This window comes from Streptococcus sp. SV2 (genome assembly GCF_030440175.1).
Lineage (GTDB): Bacteria > Bacillota > Bacilli > Lactobacillales > Streptococcaceae > Streptococcus > Streptococcus raffinosi.
In genome coordinates this window covers 133,874-155,291 of the sequence record NZ_JAQFJQ010000001.1, presented here as the reverse complement: position 1 = coordinate 155,291, position 21,418 = coordinate 133,874, and the positions used below count along the sequence as shown (strand labels likewise).

Genomic DNA, 21,418 nt, shown 5'->3' with positions numbered 1-21,418 from the left:
TTCCTAGACTATCAAAAAATGTTCATGAGAACAATAAGTTTCAAATGATAAAATATTTATCTCGAACTCATTCGCTCTCTCTTTACACTATCTATTCTACCAAAAAAATCAGCAAAACGCTTACATAATATTAAAAATCGTAAGAAAAAATCACGAACAGTCAATTAATGGTCTTGAATGGTAACTTTGTACAATCTATTTTGAGTGATTACTATTACAGTATCCTAAGAAATGTATTTATGGAAAGTAGATAAAAGAAAAAACGTCTAACTAAAGCAGCTAGACGTTAATTATAGGAGAGATCTGGAAATCTAGGAATGGGGGAAAAGTGTTTGGGGAAGATAGGTATAAATGTTAAGAAGGGTTCCTAGACTATATTTTATTCTGTTTATGAGAATAGTGAGTAAAAACTTATAAAAATAACTTTTTGCCTCATCCGGTCTCTCTTTACATTTTCTATTTTACCAGAAATATGGAATATAACTTTACATATTTTTAAAAAGTGTAAGAAAAAATCATGAACAGTCAATTAATAGTCTTGAATGGTCATCTCACTTTATTAAAAAAGCAGATCCCTCAGGTTCTGCTTGTAAATGATAGTAATGGTTTAATACCTTAAACAATCTTACCATAGAGCTTCTTAACATTGTTAATATCAACAGGTTGGATACTTGTTTTTCCACCCTTAGGTTCCATTACAGAGGCAACTGCACTATTATGGTCAAGTCCAATCGCATGTCCCAGTTCGTGTTGGGCAGTATTAAGGAGTTTACCACCATTTTTTTGGTAGTAGTTGTTTTTAACATGGAAGCTATTCAGGTAAACGGTAGCATTGTTATATTGCTTGGTTGGGACATAATAAGTAGAGTAGGTAACTCCAAGAGGAGATGCTACATTTTCTTCATAACGTTCATCAGCAATAATGTTAGCTTTTAGTTTATCGTCGGTAAGTAGGAAGTTAAAAGCTCCAGTATTGTTCCAAGAGGTAATAGCTTCTTTGTAAGCAGTCACTATCTCTGGAGTTTTAGCTTTGATGAAGATGGTTGCTTCATTACTTGACCAATGAGGTGTATTGTAATTTTCTTTGACAAGAACGTTGTTCTTTTGCCATACTTGCGCCACTCGGTCAACTGGTTTAGTAGCTTGGCCTGAAGCTGTGGGCTTATTTTCGGTAGTCACAGGCTTCTTAGGCTGAATAGTTGCAGTTGTTGAAGGCATGTTTGCAACTGTAGCTGGTTTCTTGGGTTGGTTAGCCGTAGAACTTGATGTTTTAGGTTTAGAAGTTCCAGTAGTCGCTGGTTTTGTCGTGTCTGTTAATGGTTTTGGAAAATAGGTAGACAAAATTTTATGAACATTGCCATTGTCAATTGTTGTTGAAACCCATGTAGCACCATCTTTTGACCAAGTTTGTGCTTGTGCGACAGTTTCGGTCTTTGATGTTGCTTTATTTTCTTGAGATTGAGAATGACTTTCTGAACTTGTCGGAATCTTAGTCTCATAGGTTCTGACTCCGGTCTGACGATTAACAGTGCTACTTGCTGTTTGACTATTTTGAGCTAATTCGTCAAAAGTTGGAGTAGTTGAGGTAGATTGATTAAAATCATTTTCATGTGTATGTTGGTCATCCACAGAGGTGTGTGAGATTGTGGTGACGGTAGCAGGTGCTTCAGAAGCAATAGCAGTATGTGTTTGAGTGCCAGTACCAGGATTTGTACTTGTCTCAAGTTCAGCAAAGGTCAGTGCCTGAGTGGAGTCTGAGACATAAGTCTGTTCAGCAGAAGCTGTCTGAGAATGTCCCAAAAGAAAAACACTCATGATACCAACAGTTGCAAGGGTTAACAGGGTCCTTGAATGGAATCCTTGCCTTTCAGTAAAACGTAACATAACTTTCTCCTTTTTAATATAAAACAAAAATAGCTCTAATGATACCATCTGAAAATGAATATAAAGTGACAACAATATAACAATTGTTATATAAATAAAAACTTGGTCGTTAAAAAAAGACTTTATACAGAAAAAAAGAATAATATCCGCTTAAATATGATAAAATGACAAGTAGGTATGCTAAGTGCATTAGAAAGAAAGAGGGAAATAAGATGCTTTCTATTATCATCCTGGAAGATGATGCCTTACAGCGTCACCGTGTTGGTCGCTTATTGGACGAAGCGGTCGAGGAGTCTAAGGCTGTTGTTAATGACATCACGTTCTTTGAGAATGGTCAGGAATTGTTAGATGCTGACAGAGGTTCAGGTAAATCCATGATTTACCTTCTGGATATTGACCTCAAAAATCAGACCAAGCAGGGACTAGATATTGGTTTGGAGATTCGAAAAGAAGACTTGAAGGCACAAATTGCTTTTGTAACAGCCTACTCGGAGTTTATGCCTTTGACTTTTCGTTATAAGATTCAAGCCCTTGATTTTGTGGATAAATCCATGGAAGATGTGGATCTCAAGAGAGCTTTGGTAGAGCTTTTGGATTTTGCCCAGTCGCAGGTTGAGCAAGAAACGAAGACACAGAGTCTCACTGTTAAAACGGATAAAAATGATGTCAGTATTCCTTATAATGACATTTTGTATATTGAGACAGCTCCTGTTCCACATAAGTTGATTGCCCATACCAAGATAAACTTGGTTGAATTTTATGGGAAAATTGCAGAGGTGGCAAAACTGGATGATATATTCTTCCAAACCCACCGCTCTTTCGTCGTTAATGTCAGCAATGTGACAAGTGTGGATCGTACCGCTAATATGGTTTTCTTTGATGACGATGAGTCTTGCCTCCTTTCGCGAACACGTAAAAAAGAACTTTTGGAACGATTGAAAAATCGTTAAAGTATCTAGCCTATCCTTCTTCTCTAATAGTTATTAAAAATTTTCTGAAAACCGAGATGATTATTCAGTTTTATCTCATCTATTGACGGGAATTGTGATAAAATAGTAGCGTGGCTTTTATCATATACCTATCATGACTAGAAGGAGGTGGCTAACTATCATATGATGATTGATTTTCAAATTGCATTAGAGTATCTTTTGCATTTTATCGTCATACAATGGATTTACGAACAGACCAGTTTGGTTAGGGTTCCCCGACTGATTCTCCCCTTGGCTTTCTTAGTAGAATTCCTAGGAGGATTACTCGGTTCCTCTTTCGGGGTCGGCTTGTCCTTTATGACGCCTTTCTATCTCCTTTTCTATGCCTATTTCTTTGGCAAGGAAAGAACGGCCAATATGTTGGCCTTCTATGCCTTCTACCCTTTAGTCATTTATCTGTTGATATTTAATGGTTATTCTTATTTCTTGATGCCAGCCTTTAATATCACTTCAGATTTTCTCAACAAGAGTTATCTTTATTTTATTTTCTTTGACCTTCTAATTGTTCCAACCTTTGTTGCTCTTTCCAAGCTCCTTAATATTGACTTTAAATCTTTAAGGGTCTTGGAGAGAGACCGTAAGTTTAGTCGAATTATGTTTTTCACTAACTTTATCTTGATTAGTTATGTGATTTTTAACTATGCTGTGGTTGTAGCTTCGCAATTCTTTTCACTCTACTATGCTGGTCCTATCGTAACCTTAGTTGGTTTTGCATCTATCCTTTTTGCTGTATATAGTGTCAATAAGTATGCAGATGAGTACTTTGAAAATCAGCGTCGGAAAGAAAATCGTCGTCACTTGGATGATTTAGAAAAGTATTCTGAGCAAGTTGAGAGCCTTTATGAAACACTACGTGGTTTTCGTCATGATTATACCAATGTTCTGATTTCGCTTAGTGAGGCGATACAGATGAGAGATATTGACCAGATCAAGATGATTTATGACACTGTCCTTAAAGATTCAGCATCAGATTTGAGGCAACAAAAATTTGATTTGGCGAAACTAACACATGTAACCAATATGCCACTCAAGAGCCTGTTATCTTCTAAACTGGCTGAGGCGTTTGATAAGGGAATTCATTGTCATGTTGAGGTCGAAGAAGGTGTTTTCTTCACAGATATGCGTGTCTTGGACTTGATTACTATTACATCAATCCTCTGCGATAATGCGATTGAGGCAGCTGTTCTGTCAGAAACACCAAAGTTGTCTATTGCTATCTTTAAGATGGAGGGGCAGTCTGTAATTGCTGTTGAAAATTCCACTAAGGAAGCTTCTATTGACATAGCTCCTTTGAAGCAAAGAGGATTTTCGACCAAGGGAACAGGTCGTGGTTTAGGCTTAGCAAATATTGAAGAAATTCTCTTCAGATATGACAATGTGTCACTCGAAACGGAGTCAGCACAGCACCGTTTTGTGCAGTTATTGTCCGTTACACCAAAACAAGATTAATTGGGGATTTAATAAGAGTTTTTAGAATTCTTGTTAGTCCCTATTTTTATGTTTTGAAATATGTTAAAATAGTAACGTTAATCATGTGTTTTTTAATTTAGGGGGATTTATTATGTTGAAAGACGAATGGTTAGAATACTTTGAAGCTGTCAATGGGCGAAAGCCGAGGCCTATTGATTTTAAAGAGGCTCTAGAAAGAGGAGAGTTTATCCTCTCTGAGGAGTCAGACTCAAGCCAAGTAACTAATCAAGCACCGTCTGATCAAGGACAAGCATCGCCTGATCAATCATTAGATGGAGAAACTGCAACCGCAAAAGCACTAGCCCAGTCTCAAAAAGAGCGTAACGGCGCACAAGAGGCCCTAGCTAATGCGGCTCAAGAAAAGAGAAAAGCGCTATCCCAAGAAAGTGCTCTCCAAGTGAAGACGCTTCAATCAGGTCGTGAAGCTGAGGTTCTTCAAAAGGAAGAAGAACAGCGTCAACGTGTCGCTGAAGCTAAAGAACGGTTGGCTAGTTATGCGCCAACACGTCTGGATTCAGTAAGCCATTCAGCAAGTGCTGCGAGTGCAACTATTCAGGATATTCCAGTGTTCAGCAATGAATCACAATATCATGACAGTTCTGAGGACTTGAAAAAAGCCAACCGAAAAGAAGAAAAAGAGGCCAAGAAAATTGCTCGTCAGGCTGCTCGTGATAAGAAAAAGGCCGAAAAGCTTGCTGATAAAGTCAAGTCCAAAGAAGATCAGACTGTAATCAAACTAGAAAAGAAATTGGAAAGTCAGATTCGTCTTCTAGAAAGTGTTCAGAACATTGACAAAAAATCACAGAAGGCAAAAAGTTGGGGTAAAGGGGCCTTGATTTCTAGCCTTATTGCCGTTGTTTTGATGCTGTTGATTGGTGGTGTTTATGGCTTTTGGCGTAACGCTTCAGGTAACATTGAGGGGACTTGGGAATTAAAAACGTCAAAAGTCTTGGATGAAAATTCTGGCAAGTTAACCAATGCTCTTAAGGAGCATGAAAACAATAATGAAATTTATGTCTCTTTCCTTAAGGTTGACCATTCCAATAATCTACAGACACATTCTTACTTCTATACTAAGGGTAAGGAGGACCACCCTACTTTTACGGCTTCAGATTATCTGAAGGAGTATCAAGTTGTTGATCAGTGGAATAAGTCTATTACCTATACCAAGGAAGTCTCAGAATTTAAGCGTGAGTTGACTCGGGTGGTCTCAGAACTTTATCCAAATGCCGATAAGAACTTAGTGGATTACTATATTTCGGATAATGTAGATAACTATAGACTTTATCGCAAAGGAAAACGAACCAAGTCGTATACTGTTAATAAGGATACCTTGGTTGTTTCTACCTATAATGAAGATGGTAAACTGACTAGCCGTGATACTTATGAGAAGGTCTCAAAAGCGACAGCTAAAGGCTTAGAAGCTGAATATGCTGAAGCAAAAGTGGCTTACGAAAAAAATCATAAGACTACAAGCAAAAAATAGGTAAAAAGTGAGTTAGAGGTTGTCTCTAACTTTTTTTGTTGAAAATTTGAGTCTGTCAAGTTTTTTTTCTTGACACATAAAAATGTTATGGTATACTAGATAAGGTCGAGAGGTGATTAATGCCTCCACCATAATAAAAAACTAAAGAAAAGAGATATTACAAAATGGCAGTAAAAATCCGTTTGACTCGTATGGGTTCTAAGAAAAAACCTTTCTACCGTATTAACGTTGCAGATTCACGTGCTCCACGTGATGGACGTTTCATCGAAACAGTTGGTACTTACAACCCACTCGTTGAAGAAAACCAAGTAACAATCAAAGAAGATCGTATTCTTGAATGGTTGTCTAAAGGTGCACAACCTTCAGATACAGTTCGTAACATCCTTTCAAAAGAAGGCGTTATGAAGAAATTCCACGAATCAAAATTCTCAAAATAATTTTTTAGCCTATGGATACCATTGAAAATCTTATTATCGCTATCGTTAAACCTTTAATTGCTTCACCAGATCAGTTGACCATTAAAATTGTTGATGGCTCTGAGTTTTTGGAGTACCATCTTGACCTCGACCCAGCAGACATTGGGCGTGTTATCGGGAAAAAAGGACGTACTATTACGGCGATAAGAGCGATTGTCTATTCGGTACCTACTCAAGGTAAGAAGGTTCGTCTTGTTATTGACGAAAAAGAGAATGCTTAAGAGGCGACCTTAGGGTTGTCTTTTTTGCATTTTTTGGTTAACCCTCTTAGTCTTTGGTATAATATGAGGGTTAAACATAATACCTAAGTCAAAGATTAATCTGAAAGAAGGAGCAAGAATGACTTATCAAGAAGCGTTAGAGTGGATTCACGGTCAGTTGAAGTTTGGCATTAAGCCAGGTTTGGAACGTATGGCCTGGATGCTTGAAGAACTAGGAAACCCACAAGACAATTTGAAGGCTGTGCATATCGTTGGGACTAATGGAAAAGGGTCTACGGTAAATGCCCTACAAACGATTTTTAGTCAAGCAGGTTATGAAGTTGGAACCTTTACCTCGCCTTACATTATTGATTTTAAGGAACGGATTTCTGTCAATGGTCGTATGATTTCAGAAGAGGCGTTGTTGGACTTGGTTGAACGTGTTAAGCCTGTAGTTGATCGTCTACCAAAAGAGACAGAGCATGAAAATGCGACAGAGTTTGAGATTATCACAGTCTTGATGTTTCTCTACTTTGGACAAGTCCATCCTGTGGATATTGCATTTATAGAGGCTGGAATGGGCGGCTTGCATGATTCGACTAATCTATTTAGTCCTCTAGCGGTCATCTGTCCATCTATTGGTCTGGATCATCAGGCGGTTTTGGGAAATACTCATGCTGAAATTGCGGCAGAAAAGGCTGGTGTTTTGAAAAATGGAGCTCCCTTTATTTTTGCGACTGAGCGAGATGATGTTCGAGCAGTCTTTGAAAAGAAAGCACATGAAGAAGGGGCTAAGACCTACGAGTTAGGAAAAGATTTCACAGCTAACGGAACAAGTCATTCCTTTGATTTTGCTTACGAGGGACAAAAGCTAGAAAATATCTCATTGGCTATGGCTGGTCAGCATCAGGTGGCTAATGCTAGTTTGGCCATCATGACTTCTTTGCTGCTTCAAAAAGATTATCCAGAAGTGACTCCTGACCTCATTAAGGCTGCCTTAGCTCATGCTAGTTGGCTAGGTCGAACAGAGTTTTTGATGCCTAATCTCATGATAGATGGTGCTCATAATAACGAGAGTGTTAAGGTCTTGATTGATTTGTTAAAATCAGAATATGCGGATAAGGATATTGAATTGCTTTTTGCAGCTATTGATACCAAGCCTATTGATAGTATGTTGGCTCAGTTAGAGTCGGTCGGTGATTTGACAGTAACCAGCTTTGAGTATCCAAATAGTGTCAAATTGGACAAGTACCCAGCTGCTTACAAAAAGGTCCCAGGCTTCCAAACTTGGATCAAGAATCATGTATCAGCGGATAAAGACAAATTATATGTGATTACAGGATCTCTTTATTTTATTTCTCAAGTTCGAAAATGGCTTTTAGAGCGAAAAAGTAACGTTTAGACTTGAAAGATAAGACTTAGGGGCGTATAATACCCCATATGTTTTAAAAGTAAGGAGAAAAAAATGCTTCAACGTCTGAAAAACATTTTAATAGGTGAACCCTTGACCCAGGATAATAGCAGTGATGATCACTTATTATCTAAGGTTCAAGCGTTAGCCATGTTGTCGAGTGATGCTCTATCATCTATCGCATATGGTCCTGAACAGGTCGTATTGGTCTTGATGGCTGTATCAAGCGCTGCTATTTGGTGGTCTATCCCTATTGGGGTTTTGGTTCTAGTCCTTTTGGCTAGCCTTACTATTTCTTACAGACAGGTCATTAAGGCCTATCCACAGGGTGGTGGCGCCTACATGGTAACTTCGGAAAATCTGTCACCTAAGTTTGGTTTGATAGCTGGAGGTAGCCTCTTAGTCGACTATATGTTGACAGTAGCCGTTTCAGTTGCCTCAGGTGCGGATGCCATTACCTCAGCTATTCCTTTACTTCATCCCTATAATCTGGAAATCTCAATGATTTTGGTGCTTGTTTTGATGGTGATGAACCTCAGGGGAATGCGTGAATCGGCAAAATCTCTGATGATTCCTGTTTATCTCTTTATTGTCTCAACGATGTTCTTATTAGGATTTGGTTTCTTACAGATCTTAACGGGGCATATGCCTTATGCGGCTACGGCCCATTTAGGTCAACCGATTACAGGTGTGTCAGTGATTCTTATTTTAAGGGCCTTTACATCAGGTTCGGCTTCATTGACAGGGGTGGAAGCTATTTCTAATGCAGTGCCTTTCTTTAAGAAACCTAAGCCTAAAAACGCTGCATCAACCCTCTTTATCATGTCAAGTATCTTGGGGATTATGTTTGCCGGAATTACCTTCCTAAACTGGTGGACTGGCATTACACCTCATTCAGGTGTGACAATTTTGGCACAGATGGCTAGAGAAATTCTTGGCTATTCATGGATTGGTAGTATCTTATTTTATATCTTCCAATTCTCAACTGCTATGATTCTTGCAGTAGCAGCAAATACTGGTTTTTCAGCCTTTCCGATGTTGTCCTTTAATATGGCTAAGAATAAATACATGCCTCACATGTATCTTGAAAAAGGCGCACGTATGGGATACTCTAACGGTATCTTGACGCTGGCTATTGGGGCCATTACCCTCTTATTCATTTTCCGAGGAAATACGGAACGGTTGATTCCTCTTTATACTATTGGGGTGTTCATTCCTTTTGCACTTTCTCAAACAGGTATGGTTGTCCATTGGATTCGTGAATATGGTAAGGGATTCTGGAAACACTCTTTAGCTAATATTTTAGGTGCCTTAATTTGTTATGCCATCGTCCTCATTCTCTTCCTTTTCCGTCTAGGAGATATTTGGCCATTCTTCCCTATTATTGCGATTTTGATGTGGATGTTCCTTAAGATTAAGAAACATTATAATGGGGTTGCTCAACAGTTGCGTATTGATGGTCAAGTCAAAGAACATCATTATCAAGGCAATATTGTCCTTATCTTGGTGGGGAATGTTACAAAGGCTAATATTGGTGCTATTTCTTATGCACGTTCTATTGGTGATAAGGTTATCGCTATGCATGTGTCTACTAAAGATACAGAGAATAAGGACAAGGAAACCGAACAAGAGTTTAAAAAATATTTCCCAGAAATCGAGATGGTTCATATCCAATCACCTTACAGTTCAATTACGCAGTCAACTATTCAATATGTAGACGAAGTAGCTACTCAGGCTGAAAAGGAGAATGCGACTCTGACTGTTATGATTCCACAGTTTGTTCCGAAAAAATCATGGCAAACCATGCTTCACAACCAGATGAGTTTACGATTGAAATATTATCTCAAATGGCGTGAGAATATTGTCATTTCATCATATTCTTACCACTTAAAAGATTAAATAAAGACAAGCGAGGACAGTCCCCATGTGACGGGGAGTCTTCGCTTTTTTAGCTGGAATTCAGCTAGGCAATTTTATTTTTTGCAAGAAAAATCGAGCAAAATGAGTTATAATAGATAGTACTATAACGTTTCAAGAGGAAATTATGGCAAATCAAGAAAAAGTAGAACAAGCAGTCTATCAATTATTGGAAGCTTTGGGTGAAAATCCTGAGCGTGAGGGTCTTTTGGATACGCCAAAACGTGTGGCTAAGATGTATGCTGAGATGTTTTCAGGCTTAAATGAAGACCCTAAAGATCAGTTTACAGCAGTCTTTTCAGAAGTACATGACGAAGTTGTCCTTGTCAAGGATATTCCTTTTTACTCTATGTGTGAGCATCATTTGGTTCCCTTTTATGGAAAGGCTCATGTAGCTTATCTGCCAAGTGGGGATAAGGTGACTGGACTGTCAAAATTAGCACGTGCTGTTGAAGTGGCGGCCCGTCGTCCACAATTGCAAGAACGTCTGACAGATCAAGTCGCTACAGCGCTTGAAGAAGCCCTTAATCCTCGAGGTGTTTTTGTCATGGTGGAAGCAGAACACATGTGTATGACCATGCGTGGTATTAAGAAACCAGGAAGTAAGACCATCACAACAGTTGCTAAAGGCCTTTATAAAGAAGACCGTGAAGAACGTAAGGAAATTCTTTCTTTGATGCGTGATTTTTAGGAGTTAAAATGTTTATTGGTAAACATGAGATTGCAGGTAAGGCCTGCATTATGGGAATCTTGAATGTCACCCCAGATTCTTTTTCAGACGGTGGTGATTTTGACACAATAGAAGATGCGCTAGCTCAGGTTGAGCGTATGATTGCTCAAGGGGCTAGTATTATTGACGTGGGTGGTGAGTCTACAAGACCCGGAGCAGAATTTGTTACCGAGGAAGAAGAGATTGCTCGTATTGTGCCAATTATACAAGCTATTAAGGCAAATTATGACGTTCTCGTCAGTATTGATACCTACAAGACAGCTACTGCTAGAGTTGCTCTTGAAGCAGGTGCGGATATTCTTAATGATGTTTGGGCAGGTCTTTATGATGGTCAGATGTTAGCTTTAGCTGCTGAGAAAGACGTGCCAATCATCCTAATGCACAATCAAAAGGAAGAAATTTACAATGACGTCACTGAAGATGTCTGTGCCTTTCTCAATCAACGTGCGCAAGCTGCCTTGGAAGCTGGTGTAGCCAAGGAAAATATCTGGATTGATCCTGGCTTTGGTTTTGCTAAAAATGTCCAACACAATATAGATCTGCTTAAAGGCTTGGACAAGGTTGTTGAGCTTGGGTATCCTGTTCTTTTTGGGATTTCTCGTAAGCGTGTTGTGGATTATCTCCTAGGTGGAAATATTCCTGCCAAGGACCGTGATCAAGGGACAGCTGCTCTATCTGGTTATGCTGTTAGCAAGGGATGTCAAATTGTTCGTGTCCATAATGTTGAAGCCAATCGTGATATTGTCAAGACTATCGCAGGAATTTTATGAAACGAAAAAAAAGCTCAAATCGAGCTTTTTTTCTTAGTCTTGAATTGTCCAAACGCTGACAGATTTTTCAGAAACTGGGAAGTCTCCCCATCCGTCTTCATCAATAGTTACAGTATCAGAGCAGTTTCCAAGGATGTCATGGAAGGTTTGTCCAGCCCAATCACTGCCAATTTCCATAGTTTTGCTGTTAGCAACATCATTAGAAATGGTTACGGCTAATGGAGTACCGCCTTCGTTGCCAGAGCGTGTCCATCCGATACAGTTAGGGTCGTCAAAGTAGTCTTTTTGCTCTCCGTAAGCTAATTCTTTACGAGCGTAAAGTAGGGTGTCTAAGACCTCTTGGAAACTTTCCTGAGCAAACTCCCCTTCGATACCATAGTAGTCCCCATAAAACAGGCAAGGAAGACCATCTTCACGAAGTAGAATAAGAGCGTAAGCAGCTGGCTTAAACCATTCTTCAACAGTTGATTCTAGAGCCTGTCCACGTTGGGTATCGTGGTTCTCTACGAAGGTTACCGCATGCTCTGGGTGATTTTTGACTAATGTTTGATCGAAAATAGTCGTCAAATCGTAATCGGCCCCTTCCAGGCTGGCATCGTATAAGTTGTTATGAAGGCGAACATCCACAAGGTCAAAGCGGTTTTCAGTTTTTTCGAGATAAGTATTATTATCTTCTTCCTTGGCATTCCAAAATTCCCCAAAGACATAGAAGTCTTGTCCTTGTTTTTCTTTGACGTCACGTATGAAATTACGCATAAAGAAAGAGTCTATATGTTTGACAGCATCCATGCGGAAACCGAGGACTCCAGTTGTTTGTACGAACCAGTCGACCCAACTGTAGATATTTTCAATGACTTCAGGATGCTTATAGTCTAGATTGGCATACATAAGGTAGTCAAAGTTACCGTTTTCGTTGTCTACCAAGTCGTTTTCAGCCCAACCTTTGTTGTCACCTTGGATAAGATAGATACCACTTTTATTACGTTTGGCATCGAAGTCCGTCCCGTTAAAGTGGTACCAGTGCCATTCAAAATCGTTGTAGGCCTTTTGACGACCATCAAATGTGAAATGTGTCCACCCTTCAATTTCAAAAGGCTTGCTGATTTCTTTTGTACGATCCTCTGGGTCAACTTCGACCACTTCGAAGGTCTCGAGTTTATCCGCTGCCGCCTTGTGATTAAGGACGACGTCAGCCATGGGTACAATACCAACGTCTTTGAGGCGATTAATAGCATTGAGATATTCATCTTTGAAACCGTACTTAGTGCGAATAGTACCTTTTTGATCGAATTCGCCTAGGTCAAAGAGGTCATAGACTCCGTAACCGACATCATCTTTATTAGTGCCTTTAAAAGCAGGTGGCATCCAAACATGGCTAATACCAAGGCCTGAGAGGTGTTGGGCATCTTCAGCCAAGTGATTCCAATGTTGTCCATCGCTTGGAAGATACCATTCAAAATATTGCATTACAGTTTGATTTGTCATAGTTAATTCCTTGTTCATTGAGAAAGTCATAGATGTTGTAGCAGTAGGTTATTTAACCTCTGCACCTTTATTTTATCAAATAAGAATAATTGTGCAAGCGTTTGCATTGAATAAAGTGACAAAAGTCTCTGTTTTGTCTAAAAAATCATACGAATTAGAGCGTAACTTTTTAGCTGTTTTATGCTAGAATAAGGGTAAGTTTAGTCGTCTAAAGGAGAGTAAATGGATAAAATAATTTTGAATGGTTGCCGTTTCTATGGCTATCATGGTGCTTTTGCTGAGGAACAAACCCTAGGACAGATTTTTGTGGTGGATTTGGAATTGGCAGTTGATTTGGTCAAGGCCTCACGAAGTGATGAACTAGCAGATACGGTTCATTATGGCTTGGTTTTTGAGGCTGTGAAGAGACAGGTGGAAGAAGTAAAGTATAGCTTAATTGAGCGTTTAGCTGGTGCTATTTGCGAAGATTTATTTGCTCAATTTGGCCCTATCCAAGCCATTAAGATTCGTATTTATAAGGAGAATCCACCTATTAACGGACATTACAAGAGTGTGGGAATTGAGTTGGAGCGTAGCCGATGACAAAAGTTTACTTGAGTTTGGGGTCTAACATGGGCGACCGCCAAGGCTATCTCCAAAGAGCTGTGGAAGCCTTGAAGCAGTTGACTGATACTGAGGTTGAAACCGTGTCCTCTTATTATGAAACAGCCGCTTGGGGGCTAACAGATCAGGCTGATTTTTTAAACCTCGCCTTGGCATTAGAAACGCAGTTGCCAGCTGAAAGCCTACTCAGTGCTTGTCAGGCCATTGAGAAAGACTTGGATCGCGTTCGCCATGAGCATTGGGGACCCCGGACCGTGGATATTGATATTCTTCTCTATGGACAGGAAATTTGGGAGACTGAGCATCTGATAGTACCACATCCTTTCATGACTCAGAGAGCCTTTGTTTTGGTTCCTCTGCTAGAAATTGCAAAGGACTTAGTTGAGCCTCAAACTGGTCAAACCTACGAAAATTATTTGAGTCAATTAGACACTAATGATGTTCACAAATTCGTGACTTCGGACTAGTTTTTACTAAAATTCCTTGTCGTCAAGATGGGGATTTTTTGCTATAATTAATCTTGGCTTTTGCTGTATTTTTCCTCGATGTTCGAGGGGAAAATAGTAACACATTTGTAGGTTCTGCCTTTAATGATAGGGAAGCCTATCACAATGCCTACGAAGAAATAAAAAGAATAGAAAAGTATGGAAAAAATATGCTTGATGAATTAAAAAAAGATTTAGTGGGAATTGATATTCGTTTCAATGAACCCTTAAAACGTTACACCTATACCAAGGTTGGTGGACCAGCAGATTATTTGGCCTTTCCACGTAATCGTTATGAGCTTTCTCGTATTGTCAAATTTGCTAATAAGCAAGGGATTCCCTGGATGGTTCTTGGAAATGCTAGTAATTTGATTGTCCGTGATGGCGGTATCCGAGGCTTTGTGATTATGTTTGACAAGCTTAACGGTATTGCAGTAAACGGTTATCAAATTGAAGCAGAAGCGGGTGCTAATTTGATTGCGACAACAAAGGTGGCTCGTTTCCAAAGCTTGACTGGTTTTGAATTTGCAGCAGGCATCCCAGGTAGTGTTGGTGGTGCTGTATTCATGAATGCTGGGGCCTATGGCGGAGAGATTGCTCATATCTTGGTTTCTGCTCAGGTTTTGACAAAAGACGGTGATATTCGTACCATTGCGGCACGTGACATGCGTTTTGGTTACCGTCGCTCGGTTCTTCAGGAGACTGGTGAAGTTGTTATTTCAGCTAAGTTTAATCTCCATCCAGGTGACTATCATCAAATTAAGAATGAAATGAATCGCCTCAATCACTTACGTGAACTTAAGCAACCTCTCGAATACCCTTCATGTGGTTCTGTTTTTAAACGCCCACCAGGCCACTTTGCTGGTCAGCTTATTACGGAAGCTAATCTTAAAGGACATCGTATCGGTGGTGTTGAAGTTTCAACCAAGCATGCTGGTTTCATGGTCAATGTGGATCAAGGAACAGCTAAAGATTATGAGGATCTTATCGCCGATGTCATTGCCAAGGTTAAGGAAAATTCTGGAGTTACCTTAGAACCTGAAGTTCGTATCATTGGTGATAAGCTTAACTAAATCAACCCCTATCTTATATTTAATTTTTATGGAGGACTTATGACAATTGACTAATCCGATTATTGCCTTTCAAAACGTCTCAAAAGTGTTTGAAGACAGTGGCACACAAGTTTTAAAAGACATCAACTTCGAACTAGAAGAAGGAAAATTCTATACTCTTCTTGGAGCTTCTGGCTCTGGGAAATCAACCATTTTGAATATCATTGCTGGCCTCTTGGATGCGACCAGTGGTGACGTCCTTTTAGATGGAAAACGTATCAATGATATCCCTATCAATAAAAGGGATGTCCACACCGTTTTCCAATCTTATGCCCTCTTCCCACATATGAATGTCTTTGACAATGTGGCCTTTGCGCTTAAGTTAAAAAAGGTCCCTAAAAAGGAGATTGAAGAGCGTGTAGAAGAAGCCTTGAAAATGGTTCAACTAGATGGTTATCAAAAGCGCTCAATTCAAAAATTATCTGGTGGACAACGTCAACGGGTGGCCATTGCCCGTGCGATTATCAACCAACCACGAGTGGTCCTTTTAGATGAGCCTCTGTCAGCACTGGATTTGAAGCTACGTACTGAAATGCAATACGAGTTGCGTGAATTGCAGCAGCGACTAGGGATTACCTTTGTCTTTGTTACCCACGACCAAGAAGAAGCCCTGGCTATGTCGGATTGGATTTTTGTTATGAATGATGGGGAAATTGTTCAGTCAGGAACCCCTGTTGATATCTATGATGAGCCTATCAACCACTTTGTAGCTACTTTTATTGGAGAATCCAACATTCTTCCTGGCGTGATGATTGAGGATTATCTGGTTGAGTTCAATGGGAAACGCTTCGAATCTGTTGATGGAGGAATGCGTCCTAACGAACCTGTTGAAGTGGTTATCCGTCCTGAAGATTTACAAATCACGCTTCCTGAAGAAGGGAAGCTGCAAGTTCGAGTGGAAACGCAACTCTTCCGTGGGGTTCACTATGAAATTATTGCTCATGATAATCTTGGCAATGAATGGATGATCCACTCGACCCGTAAGGCTATTGAGGGTGAGATTATTGGTCTTGATTTTACGCCTGAAGATATTCACATCATGCGTCTCAATGAGACAGAAGAAGAATTTGATGCTCGTATTGAAGAATATGTGGAAATGGAAGAGCATGAAGATGGCTTGATTAATGCCATTGAGGAGGAGCGCCATGAAGAAAACAGCTAGCCTCTTTTCGGTACCCTACCTGCTTTGGCTTCTGCTTTTTGTGGTCGCTCCAGTGCTCATGCTCTTGTATCAGTCTTTCTTTGATATCAGTGGCAACTTTACTTTAGATAATTACGGGACCTTCTTTTCCAGTTGGACCTACTTGAGGATGAGCTTCAACTCGGTTCTTTATGCGGCTATTATTACTATAGTCACTCTCCTCATTTCCTATCCTACGGCTTATCTTTTGACGAGACTCAAGCATAAACAGCTTTGGTTAATGCTTGTCATTTTGCCGACCTGGGTCAATCTCCTTCTTAAAGCTTATGCCTTTATGGGGATTTTTGGTCAACAAGGTGGGATTAACGCCTTTCTTGGTTTCTTTGGTATTGCACCTATGCAAATCCTTTTTACGGATTTCTCCTTTATTTTTGTAGCCAGCTACATCGAAATACCATTTATGATTCTGCCGATTTATAATGCCCTAGATGATTTGGATGAAAATATCGTTAATGCGAGCAAGGATTTGGGTGCTAATGATTGGCAGACCTTTACTAAGGTTATCTTTCCTTTGTCGCTTAACGGGGTTCGTTCAGGTGTGCAATCAGTCTTCATCCCTAGTCTCAGTCTCTTTATGTTGACACGCTTGATTGGTGGTAACCGAGTGATTACACTAGGAACGGCTATTGAACAGCACTTCCTTACAACGCAAAATTGGGGGATGGGGGCAACCATTGGGGTTGTTCTCATTGCTGCTATGATTGCGACTATGTGGTTAACGAAGGAGAGACGTCAATGAAAAAATTTGCAAATCTCTATCTCGTTTTTGTCTTTGTTATCCTCTATTTGCCTATCTTTTATTTAATCGCCTATTCTTTCAATAGTGGTGGCGATATGAATCAATTCAAAGGCTTTACGTTGGATAATTATCATAGCATGTTTTCAGATAGTCGACTCATGTTGATTTTGGCTCAAACCTTCTTCTTAGCCTTTCTTAGTGCTCTCTTGGCGACACTCATTGGTACCTTCGGGTCTATCTTTATCTATGAGAGCAAACAGAGGCAGCAAACGGGGATTTTATCTCTAAATAACGTACTCATGGTTGCACCCGACGTTATGATTGGTGCTAGTTTCTTAATTCTATTTACCTTAATTGGCTTTCAGCTCGGTTTCGTCTCTGTTTTGCTAAGCCACATCGCCTTTTCAATTCCAATTGTGGTTCTCATGGTTTTACCACGTCTCAAGGAAATGAATCGTGATATGGTAAATGCGGCCTATGACTTGGGTGCGACCCAGTGGCAGATGTTGCGAGAGGTAATGCTACCATACTTGACACCTGGAATTATCGCTGGTTATTTTATGGCCTTTACTTATTCTTTGGATGACTTTGCCGTGACCTTCTTCGTTACGGGTAATGGTTTTTCAACACTTGCTGTGGAGATTTACTCACGTGCTCGTAAGGGAATTTCTTTGGAAATCAATGCTCTCTCAACCGTTGTTTTCCTATTCTCTATCCTTTTGGTTATTGGCTATTACTTGATTACCAAGGAGAAAAAGGAGGAGCAAGATGCGTAGACTCTATGAATTTTTACTAGGGATTGTAGCCATTATACTTGTCCTTTGGGGAATTTCTGCCTATATGCAAAGTCACACAGGAAGTGCCTCTGATAAATTAGTGATTTATAACTGGGGGGACTATATTGATCCTGATCTCTTGACCAAGTTCACCAAGGAAACAGGCATCAAGGTTCAGTATGAAACTTTTGATTCCAATGAGGCCATGTATACCAAGATTAAGCAGGGGGGGACTACCTACGACATTGCTGTACCGTCAGACTATACCATTGATAAAATGGTTAAGGAAAACCTGTTGGTGAAATTGGATAAATCTAAAATCCATGGCTTTGATCAAATTGGCTCAAGCTTCAAGGGACTTAGTTTCGACCCTCACAATGATTATTCCATTCCTTATTTCTGGGGGACTGTCGGCATTGTCTATAATACAAAATTGGTAAAAAAAGCTCCTCAGCATTGGAATGATCTCTGGTCGTCTGATTACAAAGACCAAATTATGCTAGTTGATGGGGCACGTGAAGTCATTGGCTTTTCACTTAATAGCTTGGGATATAGTCTGAACACCAAGAACATGACGGAATTGCGTTTGGCGGAGACCAAGCTCAATAGTTTAACCCCTAATATCAAAGCTATTGTAGGCGATGAAATGAAGGGCTACATGATTCAAGGTGATGCTGCTATCGGAGTAACTTTCTCAGGGGAAGCTAGTGAGATGCTTGATAAAAATGAGAATCTTCGTTATGTTGTTCCTTCTGAGGGCTCAAATCTTTGGTTTGATAATCTGGTTATCCCGAAGACAGTTAAGCACAAAAAAGAGGCTTATGCCTTTATCAATTTCATGCTTAAGCCAGAAAATGCAGCTCAAAATGCCGAATACATCGGTTATGCAACACCTAACGATGCAGCCAAAGCCTTGCTTCCAAAGCGGATTACTGATGATAAAGCCTTCTATCCATCAGAATCAACGATCAAAAACCTAGAAGTCTATGATAATCTAGGCCAAAAATGGTTAGGCATCTATAACGATATTTACCTTCAAGTTAAGATGTATCGTAAATAAGCCTTCTAAGTTTAAGTGCTAGATTCAAAGTAAAACAATTCTTCAAATGCTTTTATTTCAAAAATAATGAGAGGCTGAAACACTATCGTTTCAGTCTTTTTACTAATGCCAATAAATATCGCTTATTAATCCTCATTTCCATAAGAATCATAGGGGCTTTGGCTAATGTCTATGAAGGGAGCAAAAAGAAGATTTGTTTTTCTTGAATAATTGTATTGCTGTGCTATAATAAAGCGAAGGAATTTATAATGTTTATTTTGGAGGACTTAACATGCAAGCAGCACTTCTCTTTTTACTGATCTCCTTCCTAATTCTCATGGGAATTCTCATCAGTATGCTTTATGTCGTTCGTCAGCAGTCAGTAGCTATTGTTGAACGTTTTGGACGCTATCAAAAAATTGCAACTAGTGGTATCCATATGCGTCTGCCATTTGGTATCGATAAAATTGCCGCACGTATTCAATTACGCTTGCTTCAAAGCGAGATTGTAGTGGAAACTAAGACCAAAGACAATGTCTTTGTCATGATGAATGTTGCTACACAGTACCGTGTTAATGAGCAAAATGTGACCGATGCATACTACAAACTCATGCGTCCAGAGGCTCAAATTAAGTCATATATTGAGGATGCCCTTCGTTCATCCGTTCCTAAATTGACACTTGATGAGCTTTTTGAGAAGAAAGATGAAATTGCCCTTGAAGTACAACACCAAGTGGCTGAAGAAATGACAACCTACGGTTATATCATTGTGAAGACTTTGATTACTAAGGTTGAACCTGATGCTGAAGTTAAACAGTCTATGAATGAAATCAATGCTGCCCAACGTAAGCGTGTAGCAGCCCAAGAATTGGCAGAAGCGGATAAAATCAAGATTGTCACAGCAGCCGAAGCCGAAGCTGAAAAAGACCGCCTTCATGGGGTAGGTATTGCCCAACAACGTAAGGCCATCGTTGACGGTTTGGCTGAATCTATTGCTGAATTGAAAGAAGCTAATGTGGGTATGTCTGAAGAGCAGATTATGTCTATTCTCTTGACCAACCAATATTTAGATACCCTTAATACCTTTGCTGTTAAAGGTAATCAAACCTTATTTTTACCGAATAATCCAAATGGAGTAGATGATATTCGTACCCAAATTTTGTCAGCCTTGAAGACAGATAAATAGTAAGCAAACAAAGAAGCCAGATTTGAGATAATCTGACTTTTTTTGTTTATTTTTCTAAGAACTGAGCCAAGCGGATAACTTCAATCTTATAGCCATCTGGATCAGTGATAAAGTAGTACATTTTTGGTTTACCAGGAAGACCTGAGAGATCAGTGACAGTGTAGCCAGCTTCTTTGTGTGCTTGGTGTTTAGCTTCTAGGTCATCAACACCAACAGCGATGTGTCCATAGCCATTTCCAAGGTCGTAAGCTTCATGATCGTAATTGTATGTTAATTCCAACTCGTAATCAGGATCGTCTTCGAGTTGCATGTAGACAAGCGTGAATTTATATTCTGGAAAATCATTACGACGGACTTCTTTGAAACCAAGAGCGTCTTGGTAAAAGTTTAGTGAAGCTTCTAGGTCCTTAACACGAACACAAGTGTGTAGGAATTTAGTCATGTGAGAGACTCCTTTTATCTAATTTTGTATTCTCATAGTAGCATTTTGGGACCGTTTTTTCTAGTCTTAGCTACATGTGATATAATGGCGAAAAAGAATCTGAGGAGGTATTTATGACGATTTTAGCGATTGATTTTGGCGGAACTCAGGTCAAGTCTGCCCTTGTTTCGGAGGAGTTTGCCCTTGAAAAGAGTCTACCAACGCAATCATCTCCACAAACCTTGAATCAAACCCTTGATGTGATTGACTATTTGGTAACGTCGGTTAAAGTAGCCTTAACGGGCATTGCTATCAGTGTTCCTGGGACAGTAGATACTGATGAGGGTGTTATTTATCACGGAGGCTTGTTGCGATTCTTCCACGGTTTTCGTATCAAAGACATCCTTGAAGCCAAGTATCATTTACCAGTCACGGCTCTTAATGATGGGAAAGCAGCAGCTTTAGGCGAGCTGGCGATGGGGCATTTACAGGGAGTGACCAACGGTGCAGCCCTTGTTTTGGGTTCAGGTCTAGGTGGTGGTCTTATTATTAATGGTAAACTTTTTCAAGGAAGTCACTTTCAAGCGGCTGAGTTAACATTTCTTCTTCCAGTTCAAATGGAAAAAGTTAATCCTTCACAAATGCGAGGAACAACTCTTTCAGCTGTTGGTTTCATTACTAGGGTTAATGAAGTGTTGGGTAATGCTGATTTAAAAGATGGTCGTGAAGCTTTTAAGGCAATCAATGCTAGAAATGAAGCTGTTTATCCAATTTTTGAGGCCTATTGTCGAAGCTTAGCTATTACTATTCTAAATCTTCAATCCATCTTTGATATGGAAATCTTTGTTCTTGGAGGTGGTATTTCAGCTCAGCCGGTTCTGATTGAGGAGGTCAACCGCCAGTTTGATAAGGTTCGCCATGAGATAGACTTTATCGGAAAAATTATTAAACGACCTAAAATTGTCGCCTGCCATCACCATAATGGTGCTAATTTGATTGGTGCGGCTTATTTCCTTAAACAGAGATGACGGATACTAA

General features: G+C 39.7%; 21 protein-coding genes. 18 read left to right on the top strand and 3 right to left on the bottom strand.

Annotation, left to right across the window (positions count from 1 at the left end; translation table 11 throughout):
* Positions 1 to 615: 615 nt before the first annotated feature.
* On the bottom strand, positions 616 to 1,884 hold the full coding sequence (locus PCY14_RS00660; RefSeq protein ID WP_301363041.1) for a matrixin family metalloprotease: 1,269 nt from the start codon (positions 1,882 to 1,884) through the stop codon (positions 616 to 618).
* Between the two features lie 212 nt (positions 1,885 to 2,096).
* Here PCY14_RS00660 and PCY14_RS00655 point away from each other — a divergent pair, with 212 nt between their 5' ends.
* The 9 genes from PCY14_RS00655 to folP all read left to right on the top strand — a co-directional run bounded on the left by PCY14_RS00655 (position 2,097) and on the right by folP (position 11,333).
* Positions 2,097 to 2,834, top strand: coding sequence for a LytTR family DNA-binding domain-containing protein (locus PCY14_RS00655; RefSeq protein ID WP_293917274.1), 738 nt, complete (start codon positions 2,097 to 2,099; stop codon positions 2,832 to 2,834).
* Positions 2,835 to 2,996: 162 nt separating this feature from the next.
* Positions 2,997 to 4,322: a sensor histidine kinase gene (locus PCY14_RS00650; protein WP_196757044.1), complete on the top strand. Its 1,326-nt coding sequence runs from the start codon at positions 2,997 to 2,999 to the stop codon at positions 4,320 to 4,322.
* Positions 4,323 to 4,434: 112 nt separating this feature from the next.
* On the top strand, positions 4,435 to 5,829 hold the full coding sequence (locus PCY14_RS00645) for a hypothetical protein (RefSeq protein ID WP_021146293.1): 1,395 nt from the start codon (positions 4,435 to 4,437) through the stop codon (positions 5,827 to 5,829).
* Between the two features lie 164 nt (positions 5,830 to 5,993).
* On the top strand, positions 5,994 to 6,266 hold the full coding sequence (gene rpsP, locus PCY14_RS00640; protein ID WP_008535277.1) for a 30S ribosomal protein S16: 273 nt from the start codon (positions 5,994 to 5,996) through the stop codon (positions 6,264 to 6,266).
* Positions 6,267 to 6,277: 11 nt separating this feature from the next.
* Entirely contained in the window at positions 6,278 to 6,526 is a 249-nt protein-coding gene (locus PCY14_RS00635) for a KH domain-containing protein (RefSeq protein WP_021146292.1), read from the top strand.
* A gap of 118 nt (positions 6,527 to 6,644) precedes the next feature.
* Positions 6,645 to 7,907, top strand: coding sequence for a folylpolyglutamate synthase/dihydrofolate synthase family protein (locus PCY14_RS00630; RefSeq protein WP_021146291.1), 1,263 nt, complete (start codon positions 6,645 to 6,647; stop codon positions 7,905 to 7,907).
* 63 nt (positions 7,908 to 7,970) lie between these two features.
* The gene (locus PCY14_RS00625; protein ID WP_008535274.1) at positions 7,971 to 9,815 is read left to right on the top strand and encodes an APC family permease; all 1,845 of its coding nucleotides are present in this window, start codon (positions 7,971 to 7,973) and stop codon (positions 9,813 to 9,815) included.
* Positions 9,816 to 9,960: 145 nt separating this feature from the next.
* A complete protein-coding gene (folE, locus tag PCY14_RS00620) occupies positions 9,961 to 10,524 on the top strand; it encodes a GTP cyclohydrolase I FolE (protein WP_002884345.1) in 564 nt (187 codons plus the stop codon).
* An 8-nt stretch (positions 10,525 to 10,532) separates the two neighbouring features.
* Positions 10,533 to 11,333, top strand: coding sequence for a dihydropteroate synthase (gene folP, locus PCY14_RS00615; protein WP_060934138.1), 801 nt, complete (start codon positions 10,533 to 10,535; stop codon positions 11,331 to 11,333).
* A 33-nt stretch (positions 11,334 to 11,366) separates the two neighbouring features.
* On the opposite strand, the gene PCY14_RS00610 is transcribed toward folP, so the two are convergent.
* Complete coding sequence (locus tag PCY14_RS00610; protein ID WP_164376294.1) at positions 11,367 to 12,818, bottom strand: alpha-amylase; 1,452 nt, start codon at positions 12,816 to 12,818, stop codon at positions 11,367 to 11,369.
* Positions 12,819 to 13,040: 222 nt separating this feature from the next.
* Here PCY14_RS00610 and folB point away from each other — a divergent pair, with 222 nt between their 5' ends.
* From folB to PCY14_RS00570, 8 genes are all read left to right on the top strand, one after another.
* Complete coding sequence (gene folB / locus PCY14_RS00605) at positions 13,041 to 13,400, top strand: dihydroneopterin aldolase (RefSeq protein WP_021146287.1); 360 nt, start codon at positions 13,041 to 13,043, stop codon at positions 13,398 to 13,400.
* On the top strand, positions 13,397 to 13,888 hold the full coding sequence (gene folK, locus PCY14_RS00600; RefSeq protein WP_008535265.1) for a 2-amino-4-hydroxy-6-hydroxymethyldihydropteridine diphosphokinase: 492 nt from the start codon (positions 13,397 to 13,399) through the stop codon (positions 13,886 to 13,888). Before folB ends, folK begins: the two co-directional genes overlap by 4 nt.
* Before the next feature lie 188 nt (positions 13,889 to 14,076).
* Positions 14,077 to 14,979 carry a UDP-N-acetylmuramate dehydrogenase gene (gene murB / locus PCY14_RS00595; RefSeq protein WP_008535264.1) on the top strand — a complete coding sequence of 301 codons (903 nt, stop codon included), beginning with the start codon at positions 14,077 to 14,079 and terminating at the stop codon, positions 14,977 to 14,979.
* A gap of 46 nt (positions 14,980 to 15,025) precedes the next feature.
* Positions 15,026 to 16,180, top strand: coding sequence for an ABC transporter ATP-binding protein (locus PCY14_RS00590; protein WP_002887695.1), 1,155 nt, complete (start codon positions 15,026 to 15,028; stop codon positions 16,178 to 16,180).
* Positions 16,164 to 16,958: an ABC transporter permease gene (locus PCY14_RS00585; RefSeq protein WP_021146283.1), complete on the top strand. Its 795-nt coding sequence runs from the start codon at positions 16,164 to 16,166 to the stop codon at positions 16,956 to 16,958. Before PCY14_RS00590 ends, PCY14_RS00585 begins: the two co-directional genes overlap by 17 nt.
* Positions 16,955 to 17,734 (top strand): ABC transporter permease, encoded by a 780-nt coding sequence (locus PCY14_RS00580; RefSeq protein WP_164376295.1) that lies wholly within the window; start codon positions 16,955 to 16,957, stop codon positions 17,732 to 17,734. Before PCY14_RS00585 ends, PCY14_RS00580 begins: the two co-directional genes overlap by 4 nt.
* The gene (locus PCY14_RS00575; protein ID WP_021146281.1) at positions 17,727 to 18,794 is read left to right on the top strand and encodes a PotD/PotF family extracellular solute-binding protein; all 1,068 of its coding nucleotides are present in this window, start codon (positions 17,727 to 17,729) and stop codon (positions 18,792 to 18,794) included. The genes PCY14_RS00580 and PCY14_RS00575 overlap by 8 nt, the downstream gene beginning before the upstream one ends.
* Before the next feature lie 271 nt (positions 18,795 to 19,065).
* Entirely contained in the window at positions 19,066 to 19,959 is an 894-nt protein-coding gene (locus PCY14_RS00570) for an SPFH domain-containing protein (protein ID WP_008535250.1), read from the top strand.
* Positions 19,960 to 20,005: 46 nt separating this feature from the next.
* On the opposite strand, the gene PCY14_RS00565 is transcribed toward PCY14_RS00570, so the two are convergent.
* On the bottom strand, positions 20,006 to 20,401 hold the full coding sequence (locus PCY14_RS00565; protein ID WP_021146279.1) for a VOC family protein: 396 nt from the start codon (positions 20,399 to 20,401) through the stop codon (positions 20,006 to 20,008).
* A gap of 113 nt (positions 20,402 to 20,514) precedes the next feature.
* Here PCY14_RS00565 and PCY14_RS00560 point away from each other — a divergent pair, with 113 nt between their 5' ends.
* Positions 20,515 to 21,408: an ROK family protein gene (locus PCY14_RS00560; protein WP_021146278.1), complete on the top strand. Its 894-nt coding sequence runs from the start codon at positions 20,515 to 20,517 to the stop codon at positions 21,406 to 21,408.
* The last annotated feature ends 10 nt before the right edge of the window (positions 21,409 to 21,418 follow it).